At 54.0% G+C, this 21,931-nt stretch carries 27 protein-coding genes; 14 read left to right on the plus strand and 13 right to left on the minus strand.

Features of this window, described 5'->3' with window-relative positions:
• Positions 1-2: 2 nt before the first annotated feature.
• Positions 3-1,679, minus strand: coding sequence for a hypothetical protein (locus PHE17_RS05480; protein WP_301014811.1), 1,677 nt, complete (start codon positions 1,677-1,679; stop codon positions 3-5).
• A gap of 170 nt (positions 1,680-1,849) precedes the next feature.
• Here PHE17_RS05480 and ndk point away from each other — a divergent pair, with 170 nt between their 5' ends.
• The 7 genes from ndk to bamB are packed head-to-tail and all read left to right on the plus strand — an operon-like array spanning position 1,850 to position 8,622.
• Positions 1,850-2,281: a nucleoside-diphosphate kinase gene (ndk, locus tag PHE17_RS05485; protein ID WP_301014812.1), complete on the plus strand. Its 432-nt coding sequence runs from the start codon at positions 1,850-1,852 to the stop codon at positions 2,279-2,281.
• A gap of 18 nt (positions 2,282-2,299) precedes the next feature.
• A complete protein-coding gene (gene rlmN, locus PHE17_RS05490) occupies positions 2,300-3,409 on the plus strand; it encodes a 23S rRNA (adenine(2503)-C(2))-methyltransferase RlmN (protein ID WP_301014813.1) in 1,110 nt (369 codons plus the stop codon).
• A 1-nt stretch (position 3,410) separates the two neighbouring features.
• A complete protein-coding gene (gene pilW / locus PHE17_RS05495; RefSeq protein WP_301014814.1) occupies positions 3,411-4,154 on the plus strand; it encodes a type IV pilus biogenesis/stability protein PilW in 744 nt (247 codons plus the stop codon).
• A 22-nt stretch (positions 4,155-4,176) separates the two neighbouring features.
• Positions 4,177-5,496 carry a RodZ domain-containing protein gene (locus PHE17_RS05500; protein ID WP_301014815.1) on the plus strand — a complete coding sequence of 440 codons (1,320 nt, stop codon included), beginning with the start codon at positions 4,177-4,179 and terminating at the stop codon, positions 5,494-5,496.
• 2 nt (positions 5,497-5,498) lie between these two features.
• Complete coding sequence (gene hisS, locus PHE17_RS05505; protein ID WP_301014816.1) at positions 5,499-6,803, plus strand: histidine--tRNA ligase; 1,305 nt, start codon at positions 5,499-5,501, stop codon at positions 6,801-6,803.
• Positions 6,804-6,831: 28 nt separating this feature from the next.
• Positions 6,832-7,458, plus strand: a complete 627-nt coding sequence (locus PHE17_RS05510) for a tetratricopeptide repeat protein (protein ID WP_301014817.1) — start codon at positions 6,832-6,834, stop codon at positions 7,456-7,458.
• Between the two features lie 6 nt (positions 7,459-7,464).
• Positions 7,465-8,622, plus strand: a complete 1,158-nt coding sequence (bamB, locus tag PHE17_RS05515; RefSeq protein ID WP_301014818.1) for an outer membrane protein assembly factor BamB — start codon at positions 7,465-7,467, stop codon at positions 8,620-8,622.
• Between the two features lie 63 nt (positions 8,623-8,685).
• Here bamB and PHE17_RS05520 read toward each other — a convergent pair whose 3' ends face one another.
• From PHE17_RS05520 to PHE17_RS05530, 3 genes are all read right to left on the minus strand, one after another.
• On the minus strand, positions 8,686-9,126 hold the full coding sequence (locus PHE17_RS05520; RefSeq protein WP_301014819.1) for a hypothetical protein: 441 nt from the start codon (positions 9,124-9,126) through the stop codon (positions 8,686-8,688).
• Positions 9,127-9,154: 28 nt separating this feature from the next.
• Positions 9,155-9,841 (minus strand): hypothetical protein, encoded by a 687-nt coding sequence (locus PHE17_RS05525; protein ID WP_301014820.1) that lies wholly within the window; start codon positions 9,839-9,841, stop codon positions 9,155-9,157.
• A gap of 82 nt (positions 9,842-9,923) precedes the next feature.
• Complete coding sequence (locus tag PHE17_RS05530) at positions 9,924-10,109, minus strand: DUF2892 domain-containing protein (RefSeq protein ID WP_301014821.1); 186 nt, start codon at positions 10,107-10,109, stop codon at positions 9,924-9,926.
• Positions 10,110-10,243: 134 nt separating this feature from the next.
• Between PHE17_RS05530 and trpD the strand changes: the two genes are divergently transcribed.
• Genes trpD through PHE17_RS05550 form a run of 4 tightly spaced genes read left to right on the plus strand, consistent with a single transcriptional unit; the run spans position 10,244 to position 13,646 of the window.
• The gene (trpD, locus tag PHE17_RS05535; RefSeq protein ID WP_301014822.1) at positions 10,244-11,266 is read left to right on the plus strand and encodes an anthranilate phosphoribosyltransferase; all 1,023 of its coding nucleotides are present in this window, start codon (positions 10,244-10,246) and stop codon (positions 11,264-11,266) included.
• On the plus strand, positions 11,266-12,060 hold the full coding sequence (gene trpC, locus PHE17_RS05540) for an indole-3-glycerol phosphate synthase TrpC (protein ID WP_301014823.1): 795 nt from the start codon (positions 11,266-11,268) through the stop codon (positions 12,058-12,060). Before trpD ends, trpC begins: the two co-directional genes overlap by 1 nt.
• A gap of 9 nt (positions 12,061-12,069) precedes the next feature.
• The gene (gene lgt, locus PHE17_RS05545) at positions 12,070-12,855 is read left to right on the plus strand and encodes a prolipoprotein diacylglyceryl transferase (RefSeq protein ID WP_301014824.1); all 786 of its coding nucleotides are present in this window, start codon (positions 12,070-12,072) and stop codon (positions 12,853-12,855) included.
• Positions 12,852-13,646, plus strand: coding sequence for a thymidylate synthase (locus tag PHE17_RS05550; protein ID WP_301014825.1), 795 nt, complete (start codon positions 12,852-12,854; stop codon positions 13,644-13,646). Before lgt ends, PHE17_RS05550 begins: the two co-directional genes overlap by 4 nt.
• 30 nt (positions 13,647-13,676) lie before the next feature.
• Here PHE17_RS05550 and PHE17_RS05555 read toward each other — a convergent pair whose 3' ends face one another.
• Together PHE17_RS05555 and PHE17_RS05560 are read right to left on the minus strand one after the other, a co-directional pair.
• Entirely contained in the window at positions 13,677-14,087 is a 411-nt protein-coding gene (locus PHE17_RS05555) for a PIN domain-containing protein (RefSeq protein ID WP_301014826.1), read from the minus strand.
• Positions 14,077-14,361 carry a hypothetical protein gene (locus PHE17_RS05560; protein ID WP_301014827.1) on the minus strand — a complete coding sequence of 95 codons (285 nt, stop codon included), beginning with the start codon at positions 14,359-14,361 and terminating at the stop codon, positions 14,077-14,079. The genes PHE17_RS05555 and PHE17_RS05560 overlap by 11 nt, the downstream gene beginning before the upstream one ends.
• A 132-nt stretch (positions 14,362-14,493) precedes the next feature.
• On the opposite strand from PHE17_RS05560, the gene PHE17_RS05565 reads away from it, so the two are divergent.
• Together PHE17_RS05565 and PHE17_RS05570 are read left to right on the plus strand one after the other, a co-directional pair.
• Positions 14,494-14,724, plus strand: coding sequence for a hypothetical protein (locus PHE17_RS05565; RefSeq protein WP_301014828.1), 231 nt, complete (start codon positions 14,494-14,496; stop codon positions 14,722-14,724).
• Positions 14,714-15,136, plus strand: coding sequence for a PIN domain-containing protein (locus PHE17_RS05570; protein ID WP_301014829.1), 423 nt, complete (start codon positions 14,714-14,716; stop codon positions 15,134-15,136). Before PHE17_RS05565 ends, PHE17_RS05570 begins: the two co-directional genes overlap by 11 nt.
• Before the next feature lie 11 nt (positions 15,137-15,147).
• On the opposite strand, the gene PHE17_RS05575 is transcribed toward PHE17_RS05570, so the two are convergent.
• From PHE17_RS05575 to PHE17_RS05585, 3 genes are all read right to left on the minus strand, one after another.
• Positions 15,148-16,221: a homoserine O-succinyltransferase gene (locus PHE17_RS05575; protein ID WP_301014830.1), complete on the minus strand. Its 1,074-nt coding sequence runs from the start codon at positions 16,219-16,221 to the stop codon at positions 15,148-15,150.
• A gap of 24 nt (positions 16,222-16,245) precedes the next feature.
• Positions 16,246-17,097, minus strand: coding sequence for an ATPase (locus tag PHE17_RS05580; RefSeq protein WP_301014831.1), 852 nt, complete (start codon positions 17,095-17,097; stop codon positions 16,246-16,248).
• 70 nt (positions 17,098-17,167) lie between these two features.
• A complete protein-coding gene (locus PHE17_RS05585) occupies positions 17,168-18,727 on the minus strand; it encodes a polyamine aminopropyltransferase (protein WP_301014832.1) in 1,560 nt (519 codons plus the stop codon).
• Positions 18,728-18,833: 106 nt separating this feature from the next.
• On the opposite strand from PHE17_RS05585, the gene PHE17_RS05590 reads away from it, so the two are divergent.
• Positions 18,834-19,610: an EcsC family protein gene (locus PHE17_RS05590; protein WP_301014833.1), complete on the plus strand. Its 777-nt coding sequence runs from the start codon at positions 18,834-18,836 to the stop codon at positions 19,608-19,610.
• 9 nt (positions 19,611-19,619) lie between these two features.
• Here the strand turns inward: PHE17_RS05590 and PHE17_RS05595 are convergent, their stop codons facing one another.
• Genes PHE17_RS05595 through PHE17_RS05610 form a run of 4 tightly spaced genes read right to left on the minus strand, consistent with a single transcriptional unit; the run spans position 19,620 to position 21,913 of the window.
• Positions 19,620-19,832 (minus strand): DUF350 domain-containing protein, encoded by a 213-nt coding sequence (locus PHE17_RS05595; protein WP_301014834.1) that lies wholly within the window; start codon positions 19,830-19,832, stop codon positions 19,620-19,622.
• Positions 19,833-19,860: 28 nt separating this feature from the next.
• A complete protein-coding gene (locus PHE17_RS05600) occupies positions 19,861-20,028 on the minus strand; it encodes a hypothetical protein (protein ID WP_301014835.1) in 168 nt (55 codons plus the stop codon).
• Positions 20,028-21,296, minus strand: coding sequence for a DUF4178 domain-containing protein (locus PHE17_RS05605; protein ID WP_301014836.1), 1,269 nt, complete (start codon positions 21,294-21,296; stop codon positions 20,028-20,030). The genes PHE17_RS05600 and PHE17_RS05605 overlap by 1 nt, the downstream gene beginning before the upstream one ends.
• A complete protein-coding gene (locus PHE17_RS05610; RefSeq protein WP_301014837.1) occupies positions 21,293-21,913 on the minus strand; it encodes a DUF4178 domain-containing protein in 621 nt (206 codons plus the stop codon). The genes PHE17_RS05605 and PHE17_RS05610 overlap by 4 nt, the downstream gene beginning before the upstream one ends.
• Between the last annotated feature and the right edge of the window lie 18 nt (positions 21,914-21,931).

Consider the following 21,931-nt stretch of genomic DNA (forward strand, 5'->3'; position numbering starts at 1 on the left):
CCTCAACGGTTCCAAAAATCCGTATACGAAACATAAGTATCCGTCCCGCACCCCGCCCACCAGCACGGATTACTGCGCATGAAATTGAGGATCGCCTGATATTTCGGTGCTTCCTCTGGCGGTTGGGTAATGTATTCCTTGGTTCCCCACGTGCCGTATTTTTGGTAAGTGCGCGGCGAAGAATAATGCATAAACAACTTGCCCCCGGCCTCTTTCCAGCCATTCAGGAAGCGCGTGTAAAACTCGCCCATACGCGGGTCACGGTTGGCGGCATACAGCAGCGGATTGGGGTTTTCGGTATCGTTGCGGGTTTTGAAATCGACCAGCCCCTGCCCGCCCTCGTAGGCAATCAGGTCAAGGTGGTATTTGTCAGCCAGCGCCTTTTGTTCCTTGATATACCCCAACACCTTATTAAGGGAGTAACGGTATTGGTCGTCGGTCAGCAACTTGAACACCTCTTCGAGGTTTTTCACGCTACGGATTTCTTCATGCCCGCCGAAAAAGTACGGGCCAATAGCAAACGCATCGGCATTTTTATAGGCGTCTTGGTGGCCCAGCACAGTTTCGGTCAATTGCGGATTCACTGTCCAGCCAGAAAGGATGCGTACCAACCGCTGTTTACCGCCAAAAGCTTCCTCCCACAACTTGAAGATTTCCACCGAACGTTGGGAGTAATAGCGGAAACCCGCACGGTTGGCGTTGGTGTCCAGCCCTAACTTCATCCCCATCTCGCGCACGTAATTGCCTTGCGCGAACAAGGTATTCCAAGTTTCATTGCTGTATTCGATGTGCGGTTTGAGGTCGGGGTTCAGGTGTTGGCGGACGTAGCGGGCATACTGGATGACAAAATCATCGTCGGCTTCATGCGGCAGGGAAAACCACGGGTGCGCATTGAGGCGGTTTGCCAATTCCACCATGATTTCCAGCGGCACGCCGCGCTGCCCCTCTTTGCCGCCCCACGTTGCCTGTGTCAATTGGGAGCGCTCAGACCATGATTTGATCGGGCTTTGGGTGATGCCCGCCATGTTCATGAAGCGGATTACCTTAAAATCTTTCATGAAATTCAGGTAATCGGGGTTGAATAGGATTTTCGTGTAATGCTCAGCAAAAGCGCGGTAATGCCCCGCCGCACACCCGGTTTCATCCGCAATGCGCGTGAACGGATCGTCGTCGCAAATCCCTCCCGGCGGCAGGATGCGGATGTTACGCACATAATCCTGCGGGTTGGTGCGGCTGATCGACAGCGTGGCATTCAATAACTTGTCAGAACCAGCAGTAATACGGATAGTGTCATGCCCCGCCGCGTGTTTGAGCAAGACCGCATCATTGCCGTAGCGGAGTTCGCCATCGCCTTCATATAAAACGGTATACTCCCCGTCAGGCACGGTTTGCGCGGGCAACCCAGCCAGAAAGCGCGTCCCCGCTTGCCCACCCTGCAAATCACGCACCCAACCATCGGCGTCATACTGCACATTGCCATTGGTCAGCCACGGACGCGCATCTTCAAACGGCAGCGCGGCGCGGAACAGGTCAACAAAGGGCACACTGGAATCGCCTTCGCTCACCTCATTGGTGTTCGTCCCCAACGCGGACTCCAGATTGAAATAAGCCAGCGCTGGCTGCACCGCAAACCACAGCAAACCTGCCGCGCCCGCCCACCGTAAGGAACCTTTCCGCATAGCCCTAGTTTTCCCCATTATTCGCGTGATTTTATTTTCTGGGGGAATTTTAAAACGCGCTTCCCTGCTGACGGATTAATGCGCACGCGCAATCTGTTTGCCAGTGCAGGACGCAGCCATTACAATTGCGCCCTTACTGGACCTAACACTTACTATTGGAGTACGCAACTGTGGCTATCGAACAAACCATTTCCATCATCAAACCTGACGCCGTAGCGAAAAATGTCATCGGCCAAATCTACAGCCGTTTTGAAAACGCTGGCCTGAAAATCGTTGCTGCCAAAATGCTGCACCTGAGCCAAGCCAAAGCAGAAGGCTTCTATGCTGTCCACAAAGAACGCCCTTTCTTTGCTGATCTGGTGGCATTCATGACTTCTGGCCCGGTCATGGTACAAGTGCTGGAAGGAGAAAACGCTGTTGCTAAAAACCGCGAACTGATGGGTGCTACTAACCCTAAGAACGCTGACGCTGGCACTATCCGCGCTGATTTCGCTGATTCCATCGACGAAAACGCCGTCCACGGTTCCGACAGCTTGGAAAATGCCGCTATCGAAATCGCTTACTTCTTCGGTGAAGAAGGTCTGTGCCCACGCACACGTTAATTTAAGGTAAGGTCATCTGTGTCCGACACTGTTAGTAAAGTCAACTTACTGGATTTTAGCCATGCAACGCTAAAAGACTATTTCGCCTCCATCGGCGAGAAGCCTTTCCGCGCCACGCAAGTGATCAAATGGCTGCACCAGATGAACGTCGATAGTGTCGACCAGATGACTAACCTCAGCAAAACCTTGCGGGCATTGCTGCTGGAAAAGGCCGAAATCCGCGCCCCGGAAATCGTCATTGACCAGCAATCTGCCGATGGCACACACAAATGGCTGCTGCGGCTGGAAGATGGCAATGCGATTGAAACCGTGTTCATCCCGGAAGACGACCGGGGAACGCTGTGCATTTCTTCGCAAGTCGGCTGTGCGCTGGACTGTACGTTTTGTTCCACCGCCCGCCAAGGCTTTAACCGCAACCTCACCACCGCCGAAATCATCGGTCAGCTTTGGGTCGCCAAACGTACCCTGCAAGCCGACCCGAAAGGCCCACGAGTCGTCAGTAACGTGGTGATGATGGGCATGGGCGAACCACTGCTGAATTTCGACAATACCGTCAATGCCTTGAGCCTGATGTTGGACGACAACGCTTATGGCTTGAGCAAGCGCCGCGTGACCTTAAGCACTTCCGGTGTGTTACCGGCACTCGACCGGCTGGCAGATACCCTTGATGTATCGCTGGCAGTTTCCCTGCACGCACCGAATGATGAGTTGCGTGACCAACTGGTTCCTTTGAACCGCAAATACCCGATCAAGGAATTAATGGCAACCTGTCGGCAATTCCTTGCTAAAAAAACCACAGAGCGTAACCATATAACGTGGGAATACGTCATGCTGGATGGCATCAATGACCGCGACGAGCACGCGCACCAATTGGCGAAACTGTTGCGGGGAATCCCGTCGAAAGTGAACCTGATCCCTTTCAACCCGTTCCCGGCAACCCGTTACGCCCGCTCCAGCAACAACCGCATACACCGCTTCCGCGACATTCTCATTGAAGCGGGGTACACTGTCATAACAAGAAAAACACGTGGCGAAGACATTGATGCGGCATGTGGGCAACTAGCCGGAAAGGTTAACGACATCAGCCGCAGAGACGTGCATTTCGCCCGCATTGAACGGGAAGATTAAAATGACAAACAAAAAATGGGGACTTCTTTTAATGCTGGCACTCGGCATGATGGGGGGCTGTTCAAACCAATCGACATCATCGTCGTCATCCTCGGGTAGCGCAGGCAGTTATTACACCCAACTGGGCGTTGCTTACCTGCAAAAAGGCCGCATTGATCTGGCAAGCTTGAACCTCGAAAAAGCCATTGTCCAAGATGCTGGCTCTGCTGACGCGCACCATTACTACGCCTTGCTGCAAGAACGTCTTGGCGACAACGCCAAAGCAGCGGAACATTTCCGCCGCGCCTTGCAACTGAATGGCAAAAATCCTGAACTGCTGAACAATTACGGCTCATACCTGTGCAAAGTGGGCGATTTCGCTGGGGCAGAGAACGCTTTCCTCTCAGCCGTGCACGACCCACTCTATAAAACACCGGAATTTGCCTATACTAATGCAGGTATTTGTGTGCGCAAACGCGGTGATGCCGCCACAGCGGAAGGCTATTTCCGGCAAGCATTGCAGGCGAATGGTCAGTTTTCGGAAGCACTTTATCAAATGGCAAAATTGAACCATGAAAAAAGTGATAACCCCAAAGCACAGGCTTTCCTTTACCGCTATAATGAAGCCGCACCCGCCACAGCGGACTCATTGCTGCTATGCTACCAAATTGAAGCAGCACTAAATGAACATGAAAAAGCGGAGAGCTGCGCAGTTGCCTTACGTGGACGCTTCCCGGAAAGCGATGCTGCCAGCCAGATTAACTGATACTTGAGTGATGGGAGGAAACGTGACGGAAACCACAACCCCAGTTGAAGAGCAATCTTCTGCGGTGCAGCCCGGTGACCTGACAGCCAAGCTGGCAGAGTGCCGCGAAAAAGCGGGGCTTGACCTCGAACAAGCTGCTGACGAAATGCATTTGTCCGCCAACCTCCTCCGGTCACTGGAAAAGGAAGATTTTGCCCGCCTGCCTGAGCCGCCTTACGTGCGTGGCTACCTGCGTGGGTATGCAAAACTGGCTAGCGTTGATGCCAAGGACTTGATCCGCATTTACGAAGCCCTGCGCGGTGCTGACCCGGATGAAATTGCCCATCACTTTGCCCCCGCCCGCTCATTGAGCCGGGTAGCGCAGCCCAGTGTTTCCCCCGTCGTTATCAAACTGGTCTTGTTGGCGGCAGTGATCATTGGCCTTGGGGCGGTTGTCATGTCCTCTGGCGTCCAAGAGTGGGCTAGCAATACGTGGACTTCATTCTCTGCCCAAACAGCCCCGCCGCAAGTGGTACGCCCTGCCCCAGCGCTGGAAACTTTCGCTGCCCAAAAAGATGCGGAAGAAAAAGTCGCCGCAGAACAGCAGACCGCAGCTTCCAATGCAGCGGCAACTACACCAGCCACTCCGGCAGCAGCAAGCACAACGGATAGTGCGGCAACAAGCACTGCCCCAGCGACACCAACTGCAAGTGCTACGGCAGATACCACCGCGCCGACAGCTTCCCCTGCTGCCCCCGCTACTGACACGGCTACGGCTACAGCTACAACGACTGCCGTTCCTGACAGCAAAGAGGCAAAAGGGACAGAAACTGCCAGCAGCACAACACCTGCCACACCTGCCGCTGCCACTACAACAACGGCTAGCAGCACGGCAGATAAGGCAACGGCTACTGACACTACAACGGTAACGCCAGCAGCCACACCAGCTACCGCTACTACACCGCCAGCAACAGCGACCGCACCGACCACAGCACCTGCGGCAGCAACAACTACTGACAGCACAGCAGCTACAACAGCGACACCACCTGCAACGGCTGCTGATGGCACAACACCTGCAACACCGACAGATGCCGCTGCCGCACCAACAATCCCACCCATTGCTGGTGAAGTTAACGTCAAACTGGAATTTGCGGATGATGTCTGGATGCAAGTCAAAGACGACGGCAAAAAAACGGTGTTTGAGTCCCTCAACTCCAAGGGTACAACCAAAGAATTCAAAGCGACCACGCCGTTGAATTTCAAGATTGGCAATGCTCCGGGGGTTAAAGTCTACCTGAATGGTCAGTTGTATGACCAAGCCCCCCACATCAAAGGCAGCGTTGCCCGTTTCAAAGTCGAATAAGCATGGCGAAAAATATCCAATCCATCCGGGGGATGCATGACATCCTGCCGGATGCTACTCCCGCGTGGCAATATTTTGAAAAGACCGTCCGCACCTTACTCAATGGCTACGGTTACAGCGAAATCCGTATGCCCATCGTTGAACAAACCGACCTGTTCAAACGTGCGGTCGGCGAAGTCACCGATATTGTCGAAAAAGAAATGTACACCTTGGAAAGCCGCCAAGACACGGAAGGTGGCGAAGCTTTCGGCATGGCCTTACGTCCTGAAGGCACGGCTGGCTGTGTCCGCGCAGGTATCCAAGCAGGATTGATATTCAATCAGCAGCAACGCTTATGGTATGCAGGCCCGATGTTCCGCGCCGAACGTCCGCAAAAAGGGCGTTACCGCCAATTCACCCAAGTGGGGGTGGAAACGTTTGCCATTGCAGGCCCGGACATTGATGCCGAATTGATTGCAATGGGCGCACGCCTGTGGAAACAGTTGGGGCTAACCAATATCCATCTGGAACTCAATTCCTTAGGCACGCTGGAAGCCCGCCAAGCCTACCGCGAGCTATTGGTGGAATATTTCAGCGCCCACCATGAGTTGCTGGACGAAGACTCCAAGCGCCGCTTGCTCACCAACCCCTTACGCATTCTGGATACCAAAAATCCCGCCATGCGTGACTTGGTGGCGGCTGCACCTAACTTGCACGAACATTTGGACAGCGAATCCGCCGAACACTTTGCCCAATTGCAAAACCTGCTGGACGGCATGGGCATCCCCTACCGTATCAACCCACGGCTGGTACGCGGCTTGGATTACTATTCGCGCACGGTGTTTGAATGGGTAACAGATGCGCTTGGCTCCCAAGGTACGGTCTGCGCGGGCGGGCGTTACGACGGGCTGGTGGAACAACTGGGCGGACGCCCTACCCCAGCTTGCGGTTTCGCAATGGGTGTGGAGCGTTTGATCCTGCTGATGGAAGCACAAGGTATCCAAACCCCAAGCGCTGCACCTGACGTATTCCTCATCATGGCAGGTGATGCCGCGTTACGCGCTGGCATGGCGATTGCCGAACAATTACGCGACGCAATCCCCGGCTTGAACCTCGTCAGCAATTGCGGTGGCGGCAATTTCAAGACACAAATGAAACGCGCCGACAAATCCAACGCCCATTTCGCACTGATTTTGGGCGAAAATGAAGTGCAACGCGCTGAAATCGGTCTGAAACCCTTGCGTGGTAGCGGCGAGCAAATTAATCTGCCGATAAGCCAGTTGGTGGAACAATTGCCACTCCTTATGGCAGCAGCACAACAACAGTAATATTTAAACAGTCTTCAGGGGCAAACTGATGAGCAGCGATTACAAAACAGACGACGAAAAAGTTGAAGAACTCAAAGCGTGGTGGAAAGAAAACGGCACTTCCGTGATTGCCGGGATAGCACTGGCGATTGCAGGCTTGTTTGGCTGGCAGTACTGGAAAGACTACCAAACCAACACGGCGGCAGAAGCTTCAGCCTTGTATGCGCAAGTGAGCAAAGTTGACGCCGCAGCGCTGGATCAGGCGCTCCCGCAAGTGCAAACCCTGCAAAATAATTACGCTTCCACCCCGTATGCGGCTACTGCCAGCCTGAAAATGGCACAGCAATACGCGGAAAAAGGCCAGTATGAGCAAGCTGCCACTGCCTTACATTGGGTGCTCGACAACAGCAAAGAAGACGCCTTCAAACACATTGCCAACATCCGCTTGGCGCGTGTCCTGCTGGCAATGGGCAAACCCGATGATGCCCTTGGCCTGACCAACCAGACGTACCCTGCCGCTTACCAATCCTTGATTGAAGAGCTGAAAGGGGACATTTACACCGCACAAAAGAAAACGGCAGAAGCCCGCGCTGCTTACGACAAAGCAATCCTCGGCAGTACTGGCGGCTCAACCGAACTCATCAAAATGAAACGTGATTCGCTGGGTGAGGGCTAAGGCCAGATGCGGCTAAACATTGCCGTATTCCTCGCCCTAGCCTTGGCGGGATGCGGTACTATTGAACAAGCCACGTCGGACATCCTACCCGCTTCCGACGCACACCCACCCAAAGCATTAAAGGAATTTGCCCCGACCGCCCATGTGCAAGTCTTGTGGCAAGCCAGCGCCGGACGCGGCAGCGCTAAGGATTATGTGCGCATCAACCCATACGTTGATGACAGCCTCATCTTCGTGGCAGGCAGCAATACTGCCGGTGCATGGAACAAAACCAACGGCGGACGTGTCTGGCAAACCCCGATTGATGGCGACATCACGGGTGGGATCAACGGTGGTGACAGTAACGTTTACCTCGGCACGGGCAACGGCAGTGCCGTAGCGTTAGACCGCCAAACTGGGCAAGTCCGTTGGAAAACCCCCTTGAGCAGCGAAGTCCTCACGGTTTCAGCCGCCCGTAATGGTGTGGTGGTATTCCGCACGGGTGATGGGCACTTATACGGTTTATCTTCCCAAAGCGGTGAACGCCTGTGGCAACAAGCCCGTCAAGGCTCGACGATTTCCCTGCGCGGCGCAGGCACACCCATCGTCGCGGGCAGCATGGTCATTGCCGGATTTGACAGCGGCGTAGTGACCGCTTTCGATATGCAAAACGGCAATGCCCTGTGGGAAGCGACCCTATCCATTCCACAAGGCACAAACGACCTCACCCGCATGACAGACGTGGATGGCAAACTGAAAGCGCAAGGTGCAGCCCTGTTCGCTGCCAGTTACAACGGTCAAATCGCGGGCATCGACATGCGTAACGGCAATATTGGCTGGTCTGCCCCCTATTCCAGTTACACCGGAGTCGATGCTGACGCCAACGGTTTGTACACGACCAATGCTAATGGTGACTTGTGGAAACTAAACCCGCAATCCGGTGCACCGTTGTGGAAAATGGATGATCTGGAATACCGCCAACCCACCGCACCAACCGTGATTGGCAACTACCTTGTCGTGGGAGACGCGAAAGGTTATCTGCACTGGGTGAATGCCAGCAGCGGTCAATTGGCGGCTCGCAGTCGGGGGGATTCTGCTGGTTACATTGCCGCGCCAATACAGGATGGTGGTGTGGTTTATACGCTGGGTAGAAGTGGGATTTTGTCGGCGTTTGGGGTGCAGTAAAAAGACCCTCACCCCAAACCCCTCTCCCGCGTAGCGGGCGAGGAGCTTAGAGAAAGAAGGGGATTACTTGGTGGTGGTGGCTGTTTGACCGGCGACTTGAGGGGTAGCAGTGATTTTCATGTCTTGCTTTGCGTCTTCACAGTAGCTCCAAATCGCTTCCCAACGTGACGGGAAACTCTTGTCGATGAACTTCACTTGCACGCGCCCCCAGTAACGGGTCATTTTGCCGTAAATACCCGGACGTTCGGTGGAACATTCTTGCTTGGACTTTTCTTTTGCCCAATACCCGTCGTAAGTGCCCCGATTTTGGTAGACCTTAGCAAGCCCCAACAGGTACATGACACCGGGGTCTTCCTTGGGGCCATAAGCAAACACGGCGGTAGGGCCAATTTCGTCGGCGTAAACAATCCTGCCCACGTTGGTGTCCCACGCTTCGTCAGCGACGGCTTGCCCTGCGAATGCCAACAGCACACTCAGCCCAACGGTTTTTAGCACTTGTTTCATCAAAATACTCCTAGTTCGGTTTTATTGTTCACAGCTTGCCCATCTCTCCGGCAAACTCCGCATAGCCCTGCATAAAGGCCAGTTTTTGCTGGGCGTCATCAACATTGACGCCATTATCTTGCAATTGTTCCAGCAGCTTCGCACCTTCGCTCAACACCATCAGCAATTGCATTTCGTCGAAAATTTGCAAAGCCAGTTGCAACTCATCTTTACTGGATGATAACAGCGTGGGAATCAATTCGTCAGTGTGGATGGGCGAATGTGGGTTCAGCAAATCTGCCACCAGTTTGGATTCCAGCAAGGTGAAATGCGCCTCGCGGGCAGCTTCTTCCTGATCCAGCTCCTGATGGGCCTGAAAATCACTGCCCGCACCTTGGCGTACTGCTGCCATGATGTAACGCAACAGCTTGTGGATAGCTTCTTTGGCTTTGGACTGGTCTTCGGCAACGGTCGCTGCCAATTCGTAGGTTTGGTCGAGCCGGTCTTTGAGTTGCAGGATCACTTCGCTGTCAACATTGCCCGCCATCGCGGTGGTTGCTTCCAGCAGACTACGGAATTCCGCGTGGAACGCTGTCAGTTCCTCATGGTCGCGCTGCTGGGCAGCCAGCAAAGTATCATCATTGAGTTCTATGGCGTCGGCGAACAGGGGGTTGCCTGCTTTGCGCAACAAATGGCGCTCGTGCGAACCGGGATGCCCGCTTGTTTTGATAATCATGACCTTCCTTTTCCGAACGAAACAGAAGGAATATCGCATAAATGGCTGGCTGCCGCCAGTTAGCAGCAGCCAATGGGAAAACTTACTTGTTGGTATTCATACCAATCAGTTTGTACGCAGGGCAGAAGTTCAGGAAGCCCGTCGCCAGCAATACCACACCAATAATGGTTAAGAGCCAACTTTTCGTTACCAGCAGCCCCAGAACTAACAGGACAGCACCAGCACCCATACGGATATTTTTATCCATGCCACCAACATTCTTTTCCATGTAATACCTCACATTAACAAAGGTTGAGTCGGGTTGTAACAGTACCGAGCTTTTTACGCATCGCGCTTTAGCAAGCTCGTGCAAATCATGCTAGCATCCCCACATTCAATAGTATGCAACAGCACGAAGAAAATATGGAATTTCAGGACGCTATCAAGAAAATTATTGCGAATCAGCCATTAACTGCCGAAGAAATGACCCTAGCCATGCGCACCATCATGACAGGGCAAGGGACTCCGGCACAAATTGGCGGTTTTCTGGTCGCTTTACGGATGCGCGGCGAAACCGTCACAGAAATCAGCGCCGCCACCCGTGTCATGCGCGAGCTGTACACGCGGGTGGAAGTCAGCCCGGAGCACTTGGTCGACACCTGCGGCACGGGTGGCGATTCATCTGGCACGTTCAATATTTCCACAGCCAGTGCGTTTGTCAGTGCAGCGGCAGGGGCGCGGGTCGCCAAACACGGCAACCGTTCCATTTCCAGCAAATCCGGCAGTGCCGACGTGCTGGAAGCAGCCGGGATAAACCTCAACATCAGCCCTGAACAAGTTGCCCAATGCATCAATACCTTAGGGGTCGGCTTCCTGTTTGCCCAACGCCATCATGCCGCGATGGGGCACGCCAGTACCCCGCGTCGCGAATTGGGCATCCGTACCCTGTTCAACCTGCTAGGGCCGATGGCTAACCCTGCCAATGCCCCCAACCAAGTGTTGGGCGTGTTTGCCAAGGAATGGGTACGCCCGATGGCAGAAGTGCTGCAAAGCTTGGGTAGCCGCCACGTCATGGTGGTACATGCCGAAGATGGTTTGGATGAAATCAGCATTGCCAGCCCCACGTTCGTCGCTGAACTGCAAGACGGTGTGGTGCGGGAATACACCCTCCAGCCGGAAGATTTCGGTCTGCCACGCGCCAGCCTCGACAGCCTCCGCGTCAACACCGCGCAGGAAAGCCTTGAGCTAATCCAGCAAGTCTTCGCAGGTACGCCCGGCACGGCACGCGACATCGTATGCCTTAACGCAGGTGCTGCCATTTACGTCGCTGGTGTGGCAAACAGCCACGCACAAGGGGTTGAAAAAGCCCAGCAAGCGATTGATTCCGGTGCAGCCACCCAACGCCTGCAACAACTGATTGATTTAACCAATACCTTTAAAGCCTGATGAGTACACCTGACATCCTGCAAAAAATCCTGCACACCAAGCAGGAAGAAATCGCTGCCCGTTCTGCCGTTACCAACCTCGCACAATTACGCGAACAGGCTGCGGTTGCCGATCCGGTGCGCGGTTTCCTGCGAGCCATGCAAACCAAAATTGCAGCAGGCAACCCGGCAATCATCGCGGAAATCAAAAAAGCGTCCCCCAGCCGAGGCGTGATCCGTGCCGATTTCGACCCGCCTGCACTTGCCAAAAGTTACGCCCAAGGTGGCGCGGCTTGCCTGTCGATCTTGACCGATGCGCAATACTTTCAGGGGCATGAAAGCTACCTGCAAGCGGCACGGGCGGCTTGTAGCTTGCCGGTTATCCGCAAGGATTTCATCGTTGATCCGCATCAGGTTTACGAAGCGCGTGCCATTGGTGCAGACTGCATCCTGCTGATCGTGTCGGCACTGGAAGATGCGCAAATGCTGGAGCTTTACACACTAGCGACCGGGTTAGGCATGGATGTGCTGGTAGAAGTGCACGACCGTGAGGAACTGCAACGTGCCTTGCGCCTAAACGCACCGCTGATTGGCATCAATAACCGCAACTTGCGTACCTTCTCCACCAGCTTGCAAACCACCATTGAACTGCTGGCGGATGTGCCGGAAGGCGTGTTGCTGGTCACAGAAAGCGGCATCCACACGCAAGCGGATGTGCAGTTAATGCGCGAACACGGTGTCCACGCTTTCCTCGTAGGGGAAGCCTTCATGCGGGCGCAAGACCCCGGCACTGAACTACAAAAACTCTTCTTTTAGCGAGCGACTATGTTCATTCACCCTCAAATTGACCCGGTAGCACTCTCCATCGGCCCCCTGAAAGTCCATTGGTATGGGCTGATGTACGTACTCGGTTTCCTCGGTTTCCTCATCATCGGCAAGCTACGCGCCAAAGAACCGGGCAGCGTGATGGACGCAGACCGTGTGGATGACATGATGTTCTGGGGCGCAATCGGCGTGGTGCTGGGCGGACGCACGGGCTACATGCTGTTTTACAACCTGAAAGGCTTGGTCGCAGACCCGCTGTCATTCTTTCAGGTGTGGGACGGTGGCATGAGTTTCCACGGCGGCTTGCTGGGCGTGATTTTGGCGATGTTCTTGCTGGCGCGGAAATGGAAACTGAATTTCTTCCAAGTCAGTGACTTCGTAGCGCCACTCGTACCCATCGGTTTGGGCGCGGGGCGCATCGGCAATTTCATCAATGCCGAATTGTGGGGTAGGCATACCGACCTGCCGTGGGGTGTGGTATTCCCGGCGGTTGATGACATGCCGCGCCACCCTTCCCAATTGTATCAGGCGTTTCTGGAAGGACTGGTGCTCTTCATCCTGCTCAACTGGTTCAGAAAATTATCACCACCCGTTGGGACGATTTCTGGGCTGTTCCTTGCTGGCTACGGTGTGGCGCGTATTCTGGCGGAATTCGTGCGCGAACCCGATGCCCAAATCGGTTATCTGGCGTGGGGTTGGGTAACGGAAGGGCAAGTCCTGAGCCTGCCAATGGTGTTGTTGGGAGGGGTATTCATGTGGGCTGCGTATAAAAAGGCCAAAGCATGAAACAATACCTCGACCTGATGCGCCATGTGCGTGACCACGGGGTAAAAAAGGAAGACCGCACGGGTACGGGCACGGTCTCGGTATTCGGCTACCAGATGCGTTTTGACTTGAGCCAGGGTTTCCCGGTCGTCACCACCAAGAAGCTGCATTTGCGCTCGATCATCCACGAATTGCTGTGGTTCTTGCAAGGCGACACCAATATCCGCTACCTGAAAGAAAACGGCGTGCGCATTTGGGACGAATGGGCGGATGAAAACGGCAATCTCGGCCCAGTCTACGGCTCGCAGTGGCGCAACTGGCCTACCCCAGACGGACGACACATTGACCAGATCGCACAGGTCATCCAGCAGTTAAAGAACAATCCCGACTCGCGCCGCATCATCGTAAGCGCATGGAATGTCGCAGAAATCGACAACATGGCGTTGCCGCCCTGCCATGCATTTTTCCAATTTTATGTCGCTGATGGCAAGCTATCTTGCCAACTCTACCAACGCAGTGCCGACATTTTCCTCGGTGTACCGTTCAACATTGCCTCATATGCTTTACTGACAATGATGATGGCGCAAGTCACCGGACTGCAAGCAGGCGATTTCGTGCATACGTTAGGGGACGCGCACCTGTATTCCAACCACATGGAACAGGTGGAACTGCAACTCAGCCGCGAACCGTTCCCGCTGCCACAGATGAAATTGAATCCGGCAGTCACTGACTTGTTTGATTTTAAATATGAGGATTTTGAGCTGGTGGGTTATGAACATCACCCGCATATCAAAGCGCCTGTGGCGGTGTAAGTTCGTTCCTTCAGAAACTGATAATTTTTCTCACAACACAAACGGGTTGATTATCCGCAACCCGTCATCCAACACCATGCCATGCTGTAAGTCTTCGCTCAACACCACTTTACAGCCGTGTCGTCCCGCACTGGCAACAATCAGTGAGTCGTAATAGCTGAAACCGTAGCGTTTAGAAATACGGATGGCATTCCCGGTATCTGTAGCATCCAGCGGCACAACCGACAGAAAGCCTTGGATTTCTGCCAACGTTGCCTCAATGTGTAGAAAACTATCTGGGAATTTGCGGCGAGTAACGTTACAAAATTCATTCAAGACCTGAACGCTTGCCATTACTTGACCACTTTCCAGCAAATTGGTCGCAACCGCTCGCTTTTGTTCATCCTGTGTAGAATAGCGGTACAGCAGGATGTTGGTGTCGACAAAATAATCAGCGGGCATTCGCTTCTTCCCGGTCAAAACGAAAACCATCCAAATTCAAACGAAAATTACCCAACGCAACCGTTTTTCTGGGCTGATGAACACAACGGCGTAAATTTTCCAGCACGGCATCCTCTTCGGCAGGTTGTGCGACCGTGTTCGCTGCTGTTTGTTGGGATACCTGTAAGCCCAACCGGAAGCAATGGATAAAATTCAATAGTTCAGCTAGTTTTGTATCAGGAATCAGGAGGATTTCTTCCACCAACTGCTCCCGCAAAGGGCTTATCGTTGACATGGTGCGTCTCCTTAGAAGACTTTAAGCGACTGGGAGCATTATAGCAGGATTGGCATTTGGATAGGAAACTGCCCCATCACTGCTGACTGTGCTACACTGATCCCGTGTAACACGACATTACAGGTATACGCCATGAGTAACCTAACCATTTCCATTGATGAAGCGGTGTTAAAACAAGCAAGGATGCGGGCTTTGGAAGACGGCACATCCGTTAATGCACTTTTGCGTGATTATCTGGAACGTTATATCAGCAGAGGGCAGCCCTACCGCCAAGCCACCACTACCCTGCTGGCAATAGCCAAACGCTCATCGGCTGCTAGCCAAGGCCGTCGCTGGACACGGGATGAGTTGTATGAACGCTAAGTATTTTGTCGACACCAATGTACTGGTCTATGCCTTCGACAGTAGTGAGCCTGAAAAACAACAAGTTGCCCTACAGATTTTGGAAGAACAAGGCAGCAACGGCGACCTGATGCTGAGTACGCAGGTATTGCAGGAATTTTTCGTCACTGTCACCCGCAAATTGGCTAAACCACTTTCCATTGAGGATGCTTACGCTTGTGTCCAGCAATTTAGCATCTACCCGATGGTACAAATCACGTCTGAACTGGTCCTGCGGGCGATCAGCCGTACCCGCGATGATGCCTTTTCATTTTGGGACAGCTTGATTGTGGAAGCCGCACTGCAAGCCAACTGCCGAATATTATTCAGCGAAGACATGCAGGACGGCAGGCAAATTGGACAACTTACCATCCGCAACCCTTTCGCTGATTAAATCGCGTTTACCTACTCACCACGCAGTCCCAGCGGATCATCCGGGTTCACCCATTCCATGAAGGGCTTGCGGCGGTCGTTGTTGGTCAGTTGGTAGACCTTGCCAATCCAGTTGCTGAAAAAGACTTTCGCTGTGTCGCGCCACGTATTGTGCAGCATCGGGAGCAGCAACTTTTCGGGGAATTCCGGCAGCGGCTCGCCTAAACGCTTGCAACGTTCCTGTTCCAAGCGGTATTCGTTGAGGACTGCTTTTGCCATTGGGCGCAGGTAATTTTCTGGGAAGGGCGGGTAATCTTCCCGCGTGCCATTAAACCAGCGCATGGTTTCGCGGCGGTATTCTTTCAGCAGGCTAACTTGGTCGTATTCCGGGTGGCCTTGCATGAATACCATACGGAACAGGTCGGGGCTGACTGCCATGTGGACACCGGCTTCCGCGCTTTCCACCAACACTTGCACCCCCACGGCTTCCAACGCTTCGCGGTCAATCTGGTTGAAGCGCGAATGTGGCACGTCGAAACGGGTGTTGAGGTCATTGACCAGCGGGTGTTCCGGCATGGTGACGGCGTGGCTGTACACGCCCCAACGTTTGAAACCCAAGGGACGGCGGCGGATGCCCCACAAATGCTGCACCAGTGCATGGCTGGCAAGGCAGGAACACAGGGTCGAAGTGACATTTTCCTGCGCCCACGCCACCACCTCGCACAAACCATCCCAAAACGGCTCGTCTTCCAGATGCTCTGCTGCCGGATTTGCCCCGGTAATGATCAGCGCATCCAAACCCTGCACCTTCAAGTCCTCAAACTTTTCGTAGTACTGCTGGATATACGCCTGCGCCTTGTCACTGCGCGGCAAGGTGTCGAGCGTAAATGGGTGAATATGAAATTGCGCAATCAGGTTGGACGAACCCACCAGACGGAAAAACTGCCGCTCAGTCGCCGCCAACGCCGCATCCGGCATCATATTGAGGAAACCGATATGCAGTTCGCGGATTTCCTGATTAAAAGCGTAATCTTCGCTCAGGACGATCTGCCCTTCTTGGCGCAAGCGCTCGAAGGTTGGCAGCGCGGTGTGTGCGACTAATGGCATGAAGAATCCCCCACCCCCAAGAATTTATGCGCCATGACGGGCAATCGCCATTTCGACCAGCGCGTTGAAATCGTTTTCGTCACGCACTTGCGCGGCTTCTTCCGAGGTGACGGTGTAGCCGTAATCGCGGGCAATAGCTTCATAGCGCGGCAAGCGTGAATGGAACAGGCGCGGGAATACCCAGCGAGTGAAGGCATCCGGTTCCATTTGCGCGGCGTATTCCAGACCCTGTTCCTGCAAATAAACAGCCAGATGTTCACGCAAGAAGGTCGGGCGGTAATACAGCGGCTTCGGGTCGCTACGGGCGCGGTCGATGAGTTTCTGCTCTTCTTCGCTGGTCGTGACCTTGATATAAAGGATCAAGGTATTTTCCGCCAGCAATTCAAACACGGAAGGCTCTTCGAGTTCGCACAAGCTGCCACCGGCATCATTGACGAAGTGCGAATAACCGTAAATCACCTGCGCTTTGCGGATAAATTCCGGCACATCGCGCATCGCGGCGATTTCCGCTTGGCGGTACACCGATTGGCGATGCATGAAATCATCCAGCGGTACGCCGCCCAGTTCCGGGTTGCCCAGTTTGCCTACGAATGACAGCACCGGCCCCAAATCATCCACGCGGATATTGTTGCGGATGTAAATCCAATCGTTACGCAATAATTCACGCAGGAACGGCACTTTCATCGCCTGTTCCTTAATCAGGTCGAGGATGTCCTCGTCCAGATAACAAGTCCCGATGCGGTAATCGCCGGAATAATGGAACCAGTCATGTTCACGTAACATACTGGAAATATGGGTTTTACCCACGCCGGACATGCCCAGCAGGGTGACTTTCTTGTGTTCCCAATTGCGGTATTGTTCTTTGGTCAGACGCACACTTGATCTCCGTGCAGGTGGTTGGCTTGATGGAGCGATACTTTACCACAACCAAGCCATTTCATAGCACCTACTGATACCACTCATCCCAGCCCGCATCGTAGTAACCTAGCAGCGGATGCGTGGCAAGCTGGTTAGTTTCCACCGCCACTTTGCCCATATCAGACGGAAATTCAAACAACTGCGGCAACATCGGCGCATTGAGAAAACGGTAATCCAGCCCCGCAAGCTGTATCTGTGGCGGGCGCAATGGTTGGCGCGAAGCCATCACAAAACCCCATTCACCAAAGCTCGGCACATGCACATGGTAAGGCAGCGTAACCCAGTGATCCTGCGCCACCAACTCGCCACCCACCTGTTGCAGCGTGGCATCAATGCACCAAAACGCCTTGCGCGAATACAGCGGCGAAGTCGCCTGCACCGTCATTACCCCATCCTGCGCCAAATGTTGTTTGACCAGTGTGTAAAATGGCACACTGTATAGCCGCGACAGGCTAGCATTATTCGGGTCGGGCAGGTCAATAAACACCGCATCGTAAAGTTGCTGGCTGGCTTCGAGGAATTTCCACGCATCTTGGTTCACCACCTGCACACGCGCATCATTGAGCGAATCCTTGTTCAATGGGCGCAGCAATGGGTTGGTTTTGAACAATTGCGTCACTGCTGGATCAAGATCAACCAAGGTAATGTGCTTCGCCGCCGGATAGCGCAGCAATTCCCGCGCCGCCAAGCCATCACCCCCGCCCAAAATCAGCACATTTTCCGGGTTACGCACCAGCCCCATCAGCGGGTGGATCAGCGTTTCGTGGTAACGGTATTCGTCGAAACTGTCAAATTGCAGCGCACCATTGATGTAGAAACGGATGCGTTCGCCGCGCCGGGTCAAAATCAGGCGTTGCTGGAATGGCGTATCCTGCGTGAAAATGATTTCATCCTGATACAACTTGTTTTCCAGATGCGTGGTGAAACGCTCCGAAACCGCAAACCCGACCGCCAACAGCACCAGCAAACCCGCAGCCAGCAATAACATGGGGCGCAAACGCGGCATTTCCGCCCGAAACACATACAGCGCCAACAAGCCTACGCCCACGTTCAGCGAAGCCGTCAGAAACCCGGTTTGCAGCAAACCTAACTGCGGAACCAGCACCAGCGGAAACAACAACGCAGCCAGCAATGCACCGATATAATCCGCCGTGAACACGTTCGACACGTTTACCTTGAGCGAAAAATGTTCCTTGAGGATGCGGATGATCAGCGGGATTTCGATACCCAGCATTGCCCCCTGCAAAAACACCAACACGAACAGCAACGGTGTGTAGTTATCCAACACCGCAAAGGCAAAAAACAGCAGCGGCGCAGACAACCCACCCAGTAAACCGATCAGCAATTGCAAGCGGATAAACTGCAAGGGCAATTCCCGCTCAATAAACCGCGACCACCACGCCCCCGCGCCCATCGAACTCATGAACAGCCCAATCACCAGCGAAAACTGGTACACCGAATCGCCCAGCAAATAGCTCGACAACGTACCCGCCAGCAGCTCGTAAATCAGCCCGCAAATGGCAATAACGAACGTGGAAAAGAGCAGTGCGAGTTGTTGGTGTTTGTGGGGGGCTAAAGTAGAGTTCATAGCTATACCGGATTTATTCTAAACTGCATTTTAGAGGGAAATATCAAGGTTTGACCATGACTCGCGTTACACTAAGTAGCATTACTATCCACCACCCGGCATAACCATGACCCACGACGACCTTGAAGATCTGCGCTACGCCCAATCCCTGCTGGAAAACCCCGGCCTTGCGATCCGCATCAGCAACGCGATTGGCGCACCGCTGGAAAAAGGGTTGGCGATGCTTCCCCACGGCGCACAGGAAATCATCAACAAAGCCACCCAGAAAGCCTTGGAAACCGCGCTGGATTTCGCCGTTTCAACCCTTGACGAACAGCCGCAACAGGCCACCAATTGGTTGCACAAAACGATTGCGGGGGTAACGGGTGCGGCGGGCGGTGCGTTTGGTTTGCCTGCGTTGGCGATTGAATTACCGATTTCGACCAGCATTATCCTGCGTTCCATCGCCGACATTGCCCGCAGCGAAGGTGAAAATATCAAGTTGCCGGAAACACGCTTGGCCTGCTTGGAAGTGTTCGCCTTGGGTAGCAGCAGTTCCAACCAAGACGATGCCGCCGAATCGGCCTATTTCGCCGTGCGTGCCGCGCTTGCTAAAACGCTTTCTAATGCCACCCAATACCTTGCCAGCAGTGGTGTAGCACAAAAAACCGCACCGCCGTTAGTGCAATTAATTGCCCAAATTACGGCACGTTTCGGCATTCCGGTAACGCAAAAAGCCATTGCGCAAGCCGTTCCGGTCGCGGGTGCTGCGGGTGGCGCGTTGGTCAACACCTTATTCATCGACCACTTCCAGAACATGAGCCGGGGGCATTTTATCGTGCGCCGTTTGGAGCGTACCTACGGGTCGGATTTGGTCAAGTCGGTATACATGAAACTGATCTAAACCGCGCCTTCAACGGATCGCTGACGAATAAATCATCCCCAGCGCAATGATCACCGCTGCCACCACAATCGCCACGGCGGTATTGTTTTCCTCCACGATCTTCTTTTCCAGCGGGAAAGGGCGTATCCATTCCAGTATGAACAGGGTAAGCACGAACAGCCCCATGCCAATCAGTCCGTAGACGAGGCTGGAGATAATGTGTTCCAAAGACAGGTCTGCCATAAGGTTTCCTTGTGTATTTTTAGTCAAATCATTTGCCGGGGCTGTAGCCACCAGAGCCTAAACCACCGCCGTGGCTACCGGAGCGCACGCTAGTGGGGTCGTCGAAATGGGTTTCTTCCATACCGACGTTGTAGTAAGTCAAGGCTGCTGCGCCAACCGTCAGCACGGCAAACAACAAGGCGATAAAGCGTGCCATCAGTCGTCGTCCTCCTCAACTTCCTGCCAGCGGCGGCGTTCAAACCACCAGCGTTCCACCGGATGCCACAACGCCCCCAAACCCGACAACAGCAAAAGGATGAAGAAATACCGACTGCCGATAAAGCCTTCGCGCACTTCCAACGTCACCGAACCGCTGGGTGGGGTGGCAACCATTTCGCCTTCGCCGCCTTCCGGGGTTTGGATCGTCAGGCTGTATACGCCCGCTTCCGGCACTTTGAACAAGGCCGTGGCGGAACGGCTACCTTCCGACCAGCTTTCACCGTCTTCGTAACCTTCGTAATACGACACTTCCTTGCCCAAGGAATAAACCTCTTTATCCGCGTGCATCAGGGTGATTTCAAAATACAACCAAGCGTTGGACAGGCTGGTGTTCAAATCGAGCGCCACCAGCCGATCGGGTTGGGTAATGGTAAATTCGCGGGTTTGCTGCTCAGCCTGTGTGTCACCGACCGGAATGGTTTCGCTGTAAACCGTTTTTCCATCCAGAAACAACCAAATGAATAATGTGGCAAGCAGCGCGAAAATGGCAAATGGCCTGCTGGCGCGGCTGACCGTTTCACTGATGGCCCACTTAAACGGTTGCGCCGGGTGTACGCCGGAACGCATCCGTGGTTTATCCGTCAGCTTGAAACTGCGGTAAACCTCCTCTGGCTCCACGTATTCACACAGGTAAAGTTCGCTTTCATCGGCACTTTTTTCTGCTGACAATAGCCACGGCGGGGCAATCGCTTCTGCTAGCTGGCTGGTATCGCCGACTTTGGCAAGCCACGTCAATTCGCCCGCCACGTAAGTGATTTTGGCTTCGTAACGCTCGTACAGGCGAAACGTTTGCTCGCCACACGTCACGGTACTTTTGACCGCTTGCGTCCACAGCGCACTGCCCAAACAGGCGCGGGTACGGCGGGCGAAAGTGAAATGCCCGTTTTCGTAGCTCAGCCAAGTATAACCGTGGGTCGGCGAGAACATCAGCAAATCAACCCACTCACCTTCCGCATCTTGCCCGACCATGCCGACGATGGTGAATTCCACACCTTTGAACGTGCCTTGCATCCCAATCTCCAGCGGGCAATCGGGCTTGCGCTGGTTTTTGAATTGGGCAAGCACGGCGTATTCTTTTTGCGCATCCATCACTGCGCCGCAGTAATTGCAGTTGAGGGTGAGGATTTTGTGCCCGCCACCATGCAGTTGCAGCGGTGCGCCACAGGAGGTGCAACGGATGCTGGCGAGTTTCGGCTTAACGCTCATGCATCCACCGTAATTTCAAACGGGTCGATCCAATTGCCTTGATAAGCCACGGGGTCACCATTTTGGAACGGGTATTCCAACGTCACCAAAACACCGTTATTAGCCGACAGGTGCAAATAGCCCATGCGCTCACCCGGCAGGATGCGTTCCGGCAATTCGCCTTTGATACCTTCACAACTACACAAACCCTTTTCAGTGATTTCCCACACCTGATTGCCGCGTTTGACGGGCTTGCCCACTTGCGCTTCGCGGATGTCGGGAAACGGTAACGACCATTTCATCGGCACTTCAAACGCGAAATCGCCTTCGTCCACGCTCACCCAACGGCCTTCGCCCTGCCCATCCAGCACCCACCATTCATCCCAGAAACCGCCCTGATAGCGGTAACGCACATGCCCGACAGGGGTGTAACTGCGCTCTTTGTAACTGAAAGGCACGTGCAATTGCAGCAAGCTCGGCATTTCCGCTAGCACGGCAGACTTACCCGCCAAGCGCACGGCATCGTCTTCGAGGAAAATGGTGGAGCCGCAAGACTCACACACCGCCAATTTGCTGTGGCGGAAGTTGAGCGGTAGCAAGTTACCGCATTGCGGGCAGTTATGGGTGGTAGGCGGCATGGTGTTCGCACTTGTTAG

Origin of the sequence: Thiothrix sp. (genome assembly GCF_028714775.1) — a bacterium.
Taxonomy (GTDB): Bacteria; Pseudomonadota; Gammaproteobacteria; order Thiotrichales; family Thiotrichaceae; genus Thiothrix.

Excerpts from the sequence above, each read along its gene's own strand:
- PHE17_RS05550 (WP_301014825.1), top strand. The coding sequence starts at position 12,852 with ATGAAACAATACCTCGACCTGATGCGCCATGTGCGTGACCACGGGGTA.
- PHE17_RS05560 (WP_301014827.1), bottom strand. The coding sequence starts at position 14,361 with ATGTCAACGATAAGCCCTTTGCGGGAGCAGTTGGTGGAAGAAATCCTC.
- PHE17_RS05555 (WP_301014826.1), bottom strand. The coding sequence starts at position 14,087 with ATGCCCGCTGATTATTTTGTCGACACCAACATCCTGCTGTACCGCTAT.
- PHE17_RS05570 (WP_301014829.1), top strand. The coding sequence starts at position 14,714 with ATGAACGCTAAGTATTTTGTCGACACCAATGTACTGGTCTATGCCTTC.
- hisS (WP_301014816.1), top strand. The coding sequence starts at position 5,499 with ATGGCGAAAAATATCCAATCCATCCGGGGGATGCATGACATCCTGCCG.
- lgt (WP_301014824.1), top strand. The coding sequence starts at position 12,070 with ATGTTCATTCACCCTCAAATTGACCCGGTAGCACTCTCCATCGGCCCC.
- trpD (WP_301014822.1), top strand. The coding sequence starts at position 10,244 with ATGGAATTTCAGGACGCTATCAAGAAAATTATTGCGAATCAGCCATTA.
- PHE17_RS05525 (WP_301014820.1), bottom strand. The coding sequence starts at position 9,841 with ATGATTATCAAAACAAGCGGGCATCCCGGTTCGCACGAGCGCCATTTG.
- trpC (WP_301014823.1), top strand. The coding sequence starts at position 11,266 with ATGAGTACACCTGACATCCTGCAAAAAATCCTGCACACCAAGCAGGAA.
- pilW (WP_301014814.1), top strand. The coding sequence starts at position 3,411 with ATGACAAACAAAAAATGGGGACTTCTTTTAATGCTGGCACTCGGCATG.
- PHE17_RS05510 (WP_301014817.1), top strand. The coding sequence starts at position 6,832 with ATGAGCAGCGATTACAAAACAGACGACGAAAAAGTTGAAGAACTCAAA.
- PHE17_RS05600 (WP_301014835.1), bottom strand. The coding sequence starts at position 20,028 with ATGGCACGCTTTATCGCCTTGTTGTTTGCCGTGCTGACGGTTGGCGCA.
- PHE17_RS05480 (WP_301014811.1), bottom strand. The coding sequence starts at position 1,679 with ATGCGGAAAGGTTCCTTACGGTGGGCGGGCGCGGCAGGTTTGCTGTGG.
- PHE17_RS05610 (WP_301014837.1), bottom strand. The coding sequence starts at position 21,913 with ATGCCGCCTACCACCCATAACTGCCCGCAATGCGGTAACTTGCTACCG.
- PHE17_RS05605 (WP_301014836.1), bottom strand. The coding sequence starts at position 21,296 with ATGAGCGTTAAGCCGAAACTCGCCAGCATCCGTTGCACCTCCTGTGGC.
- PHE17_RS05590 (WP_301014833.1), top strand. The coding sequence starts at position 18,834 with ATGACCCACGACGACCTTGAAGATCTGCGCTACGCCCAATCCCTGCTG.
- PHE17_RS05575 (WP_301014830.1), bottom strand. The coding sequence starts at position 16,221 with ATGCCATTAGTCGCACACACCGCGCTGCCAACCTTCGAGCGCTTGCGC.
- bamB (WP_301014818.1), top strand. The coding sequence starts at position 7,465 with ATGCGGCTAAACATTGCCGTATTCCTCGCCCTAGCCTTGGCGGGATGC.
- PHE17_RS05585 (WP_301014832.1), bottom strand. The coding sequence starts at position 18,727 with ATGAACTCTACTTTAGCCCCCCACAAACACCAACAACTCGCACTGCTC.
- PHE17_RS05520 (WP_301014819.1), bottom strand. The coding sequence starts at position 9,126 with ATGAAACAAGTGCTAAAAACCGTTGGGCTGAGTGTGCTGTTGGCATTC.
- PHE17_RS05530 (WP_301014821.1), bottom strand. The coding sequence starts at position 10,109 with ATGGAAAAGAATGTTGGTGGCATGGATAAAAATATCCGTATGGGTGCT.
- PHE17_RS05565 (WP_301014828.1), top strand. The coding sequence starts at position 14,494 with ATGAGTAACCTAACCATTTCCATTGATGAAGCGGTGTTAAAACAAGCA.
- PHE17_RS05595 (WP_301014834.1), bottom strand. The coding sequence starts at position 19,832 with ATGGCAGACCTGTCTTTGGAACACATTATCTCCAGCCTCGTCTACGGA.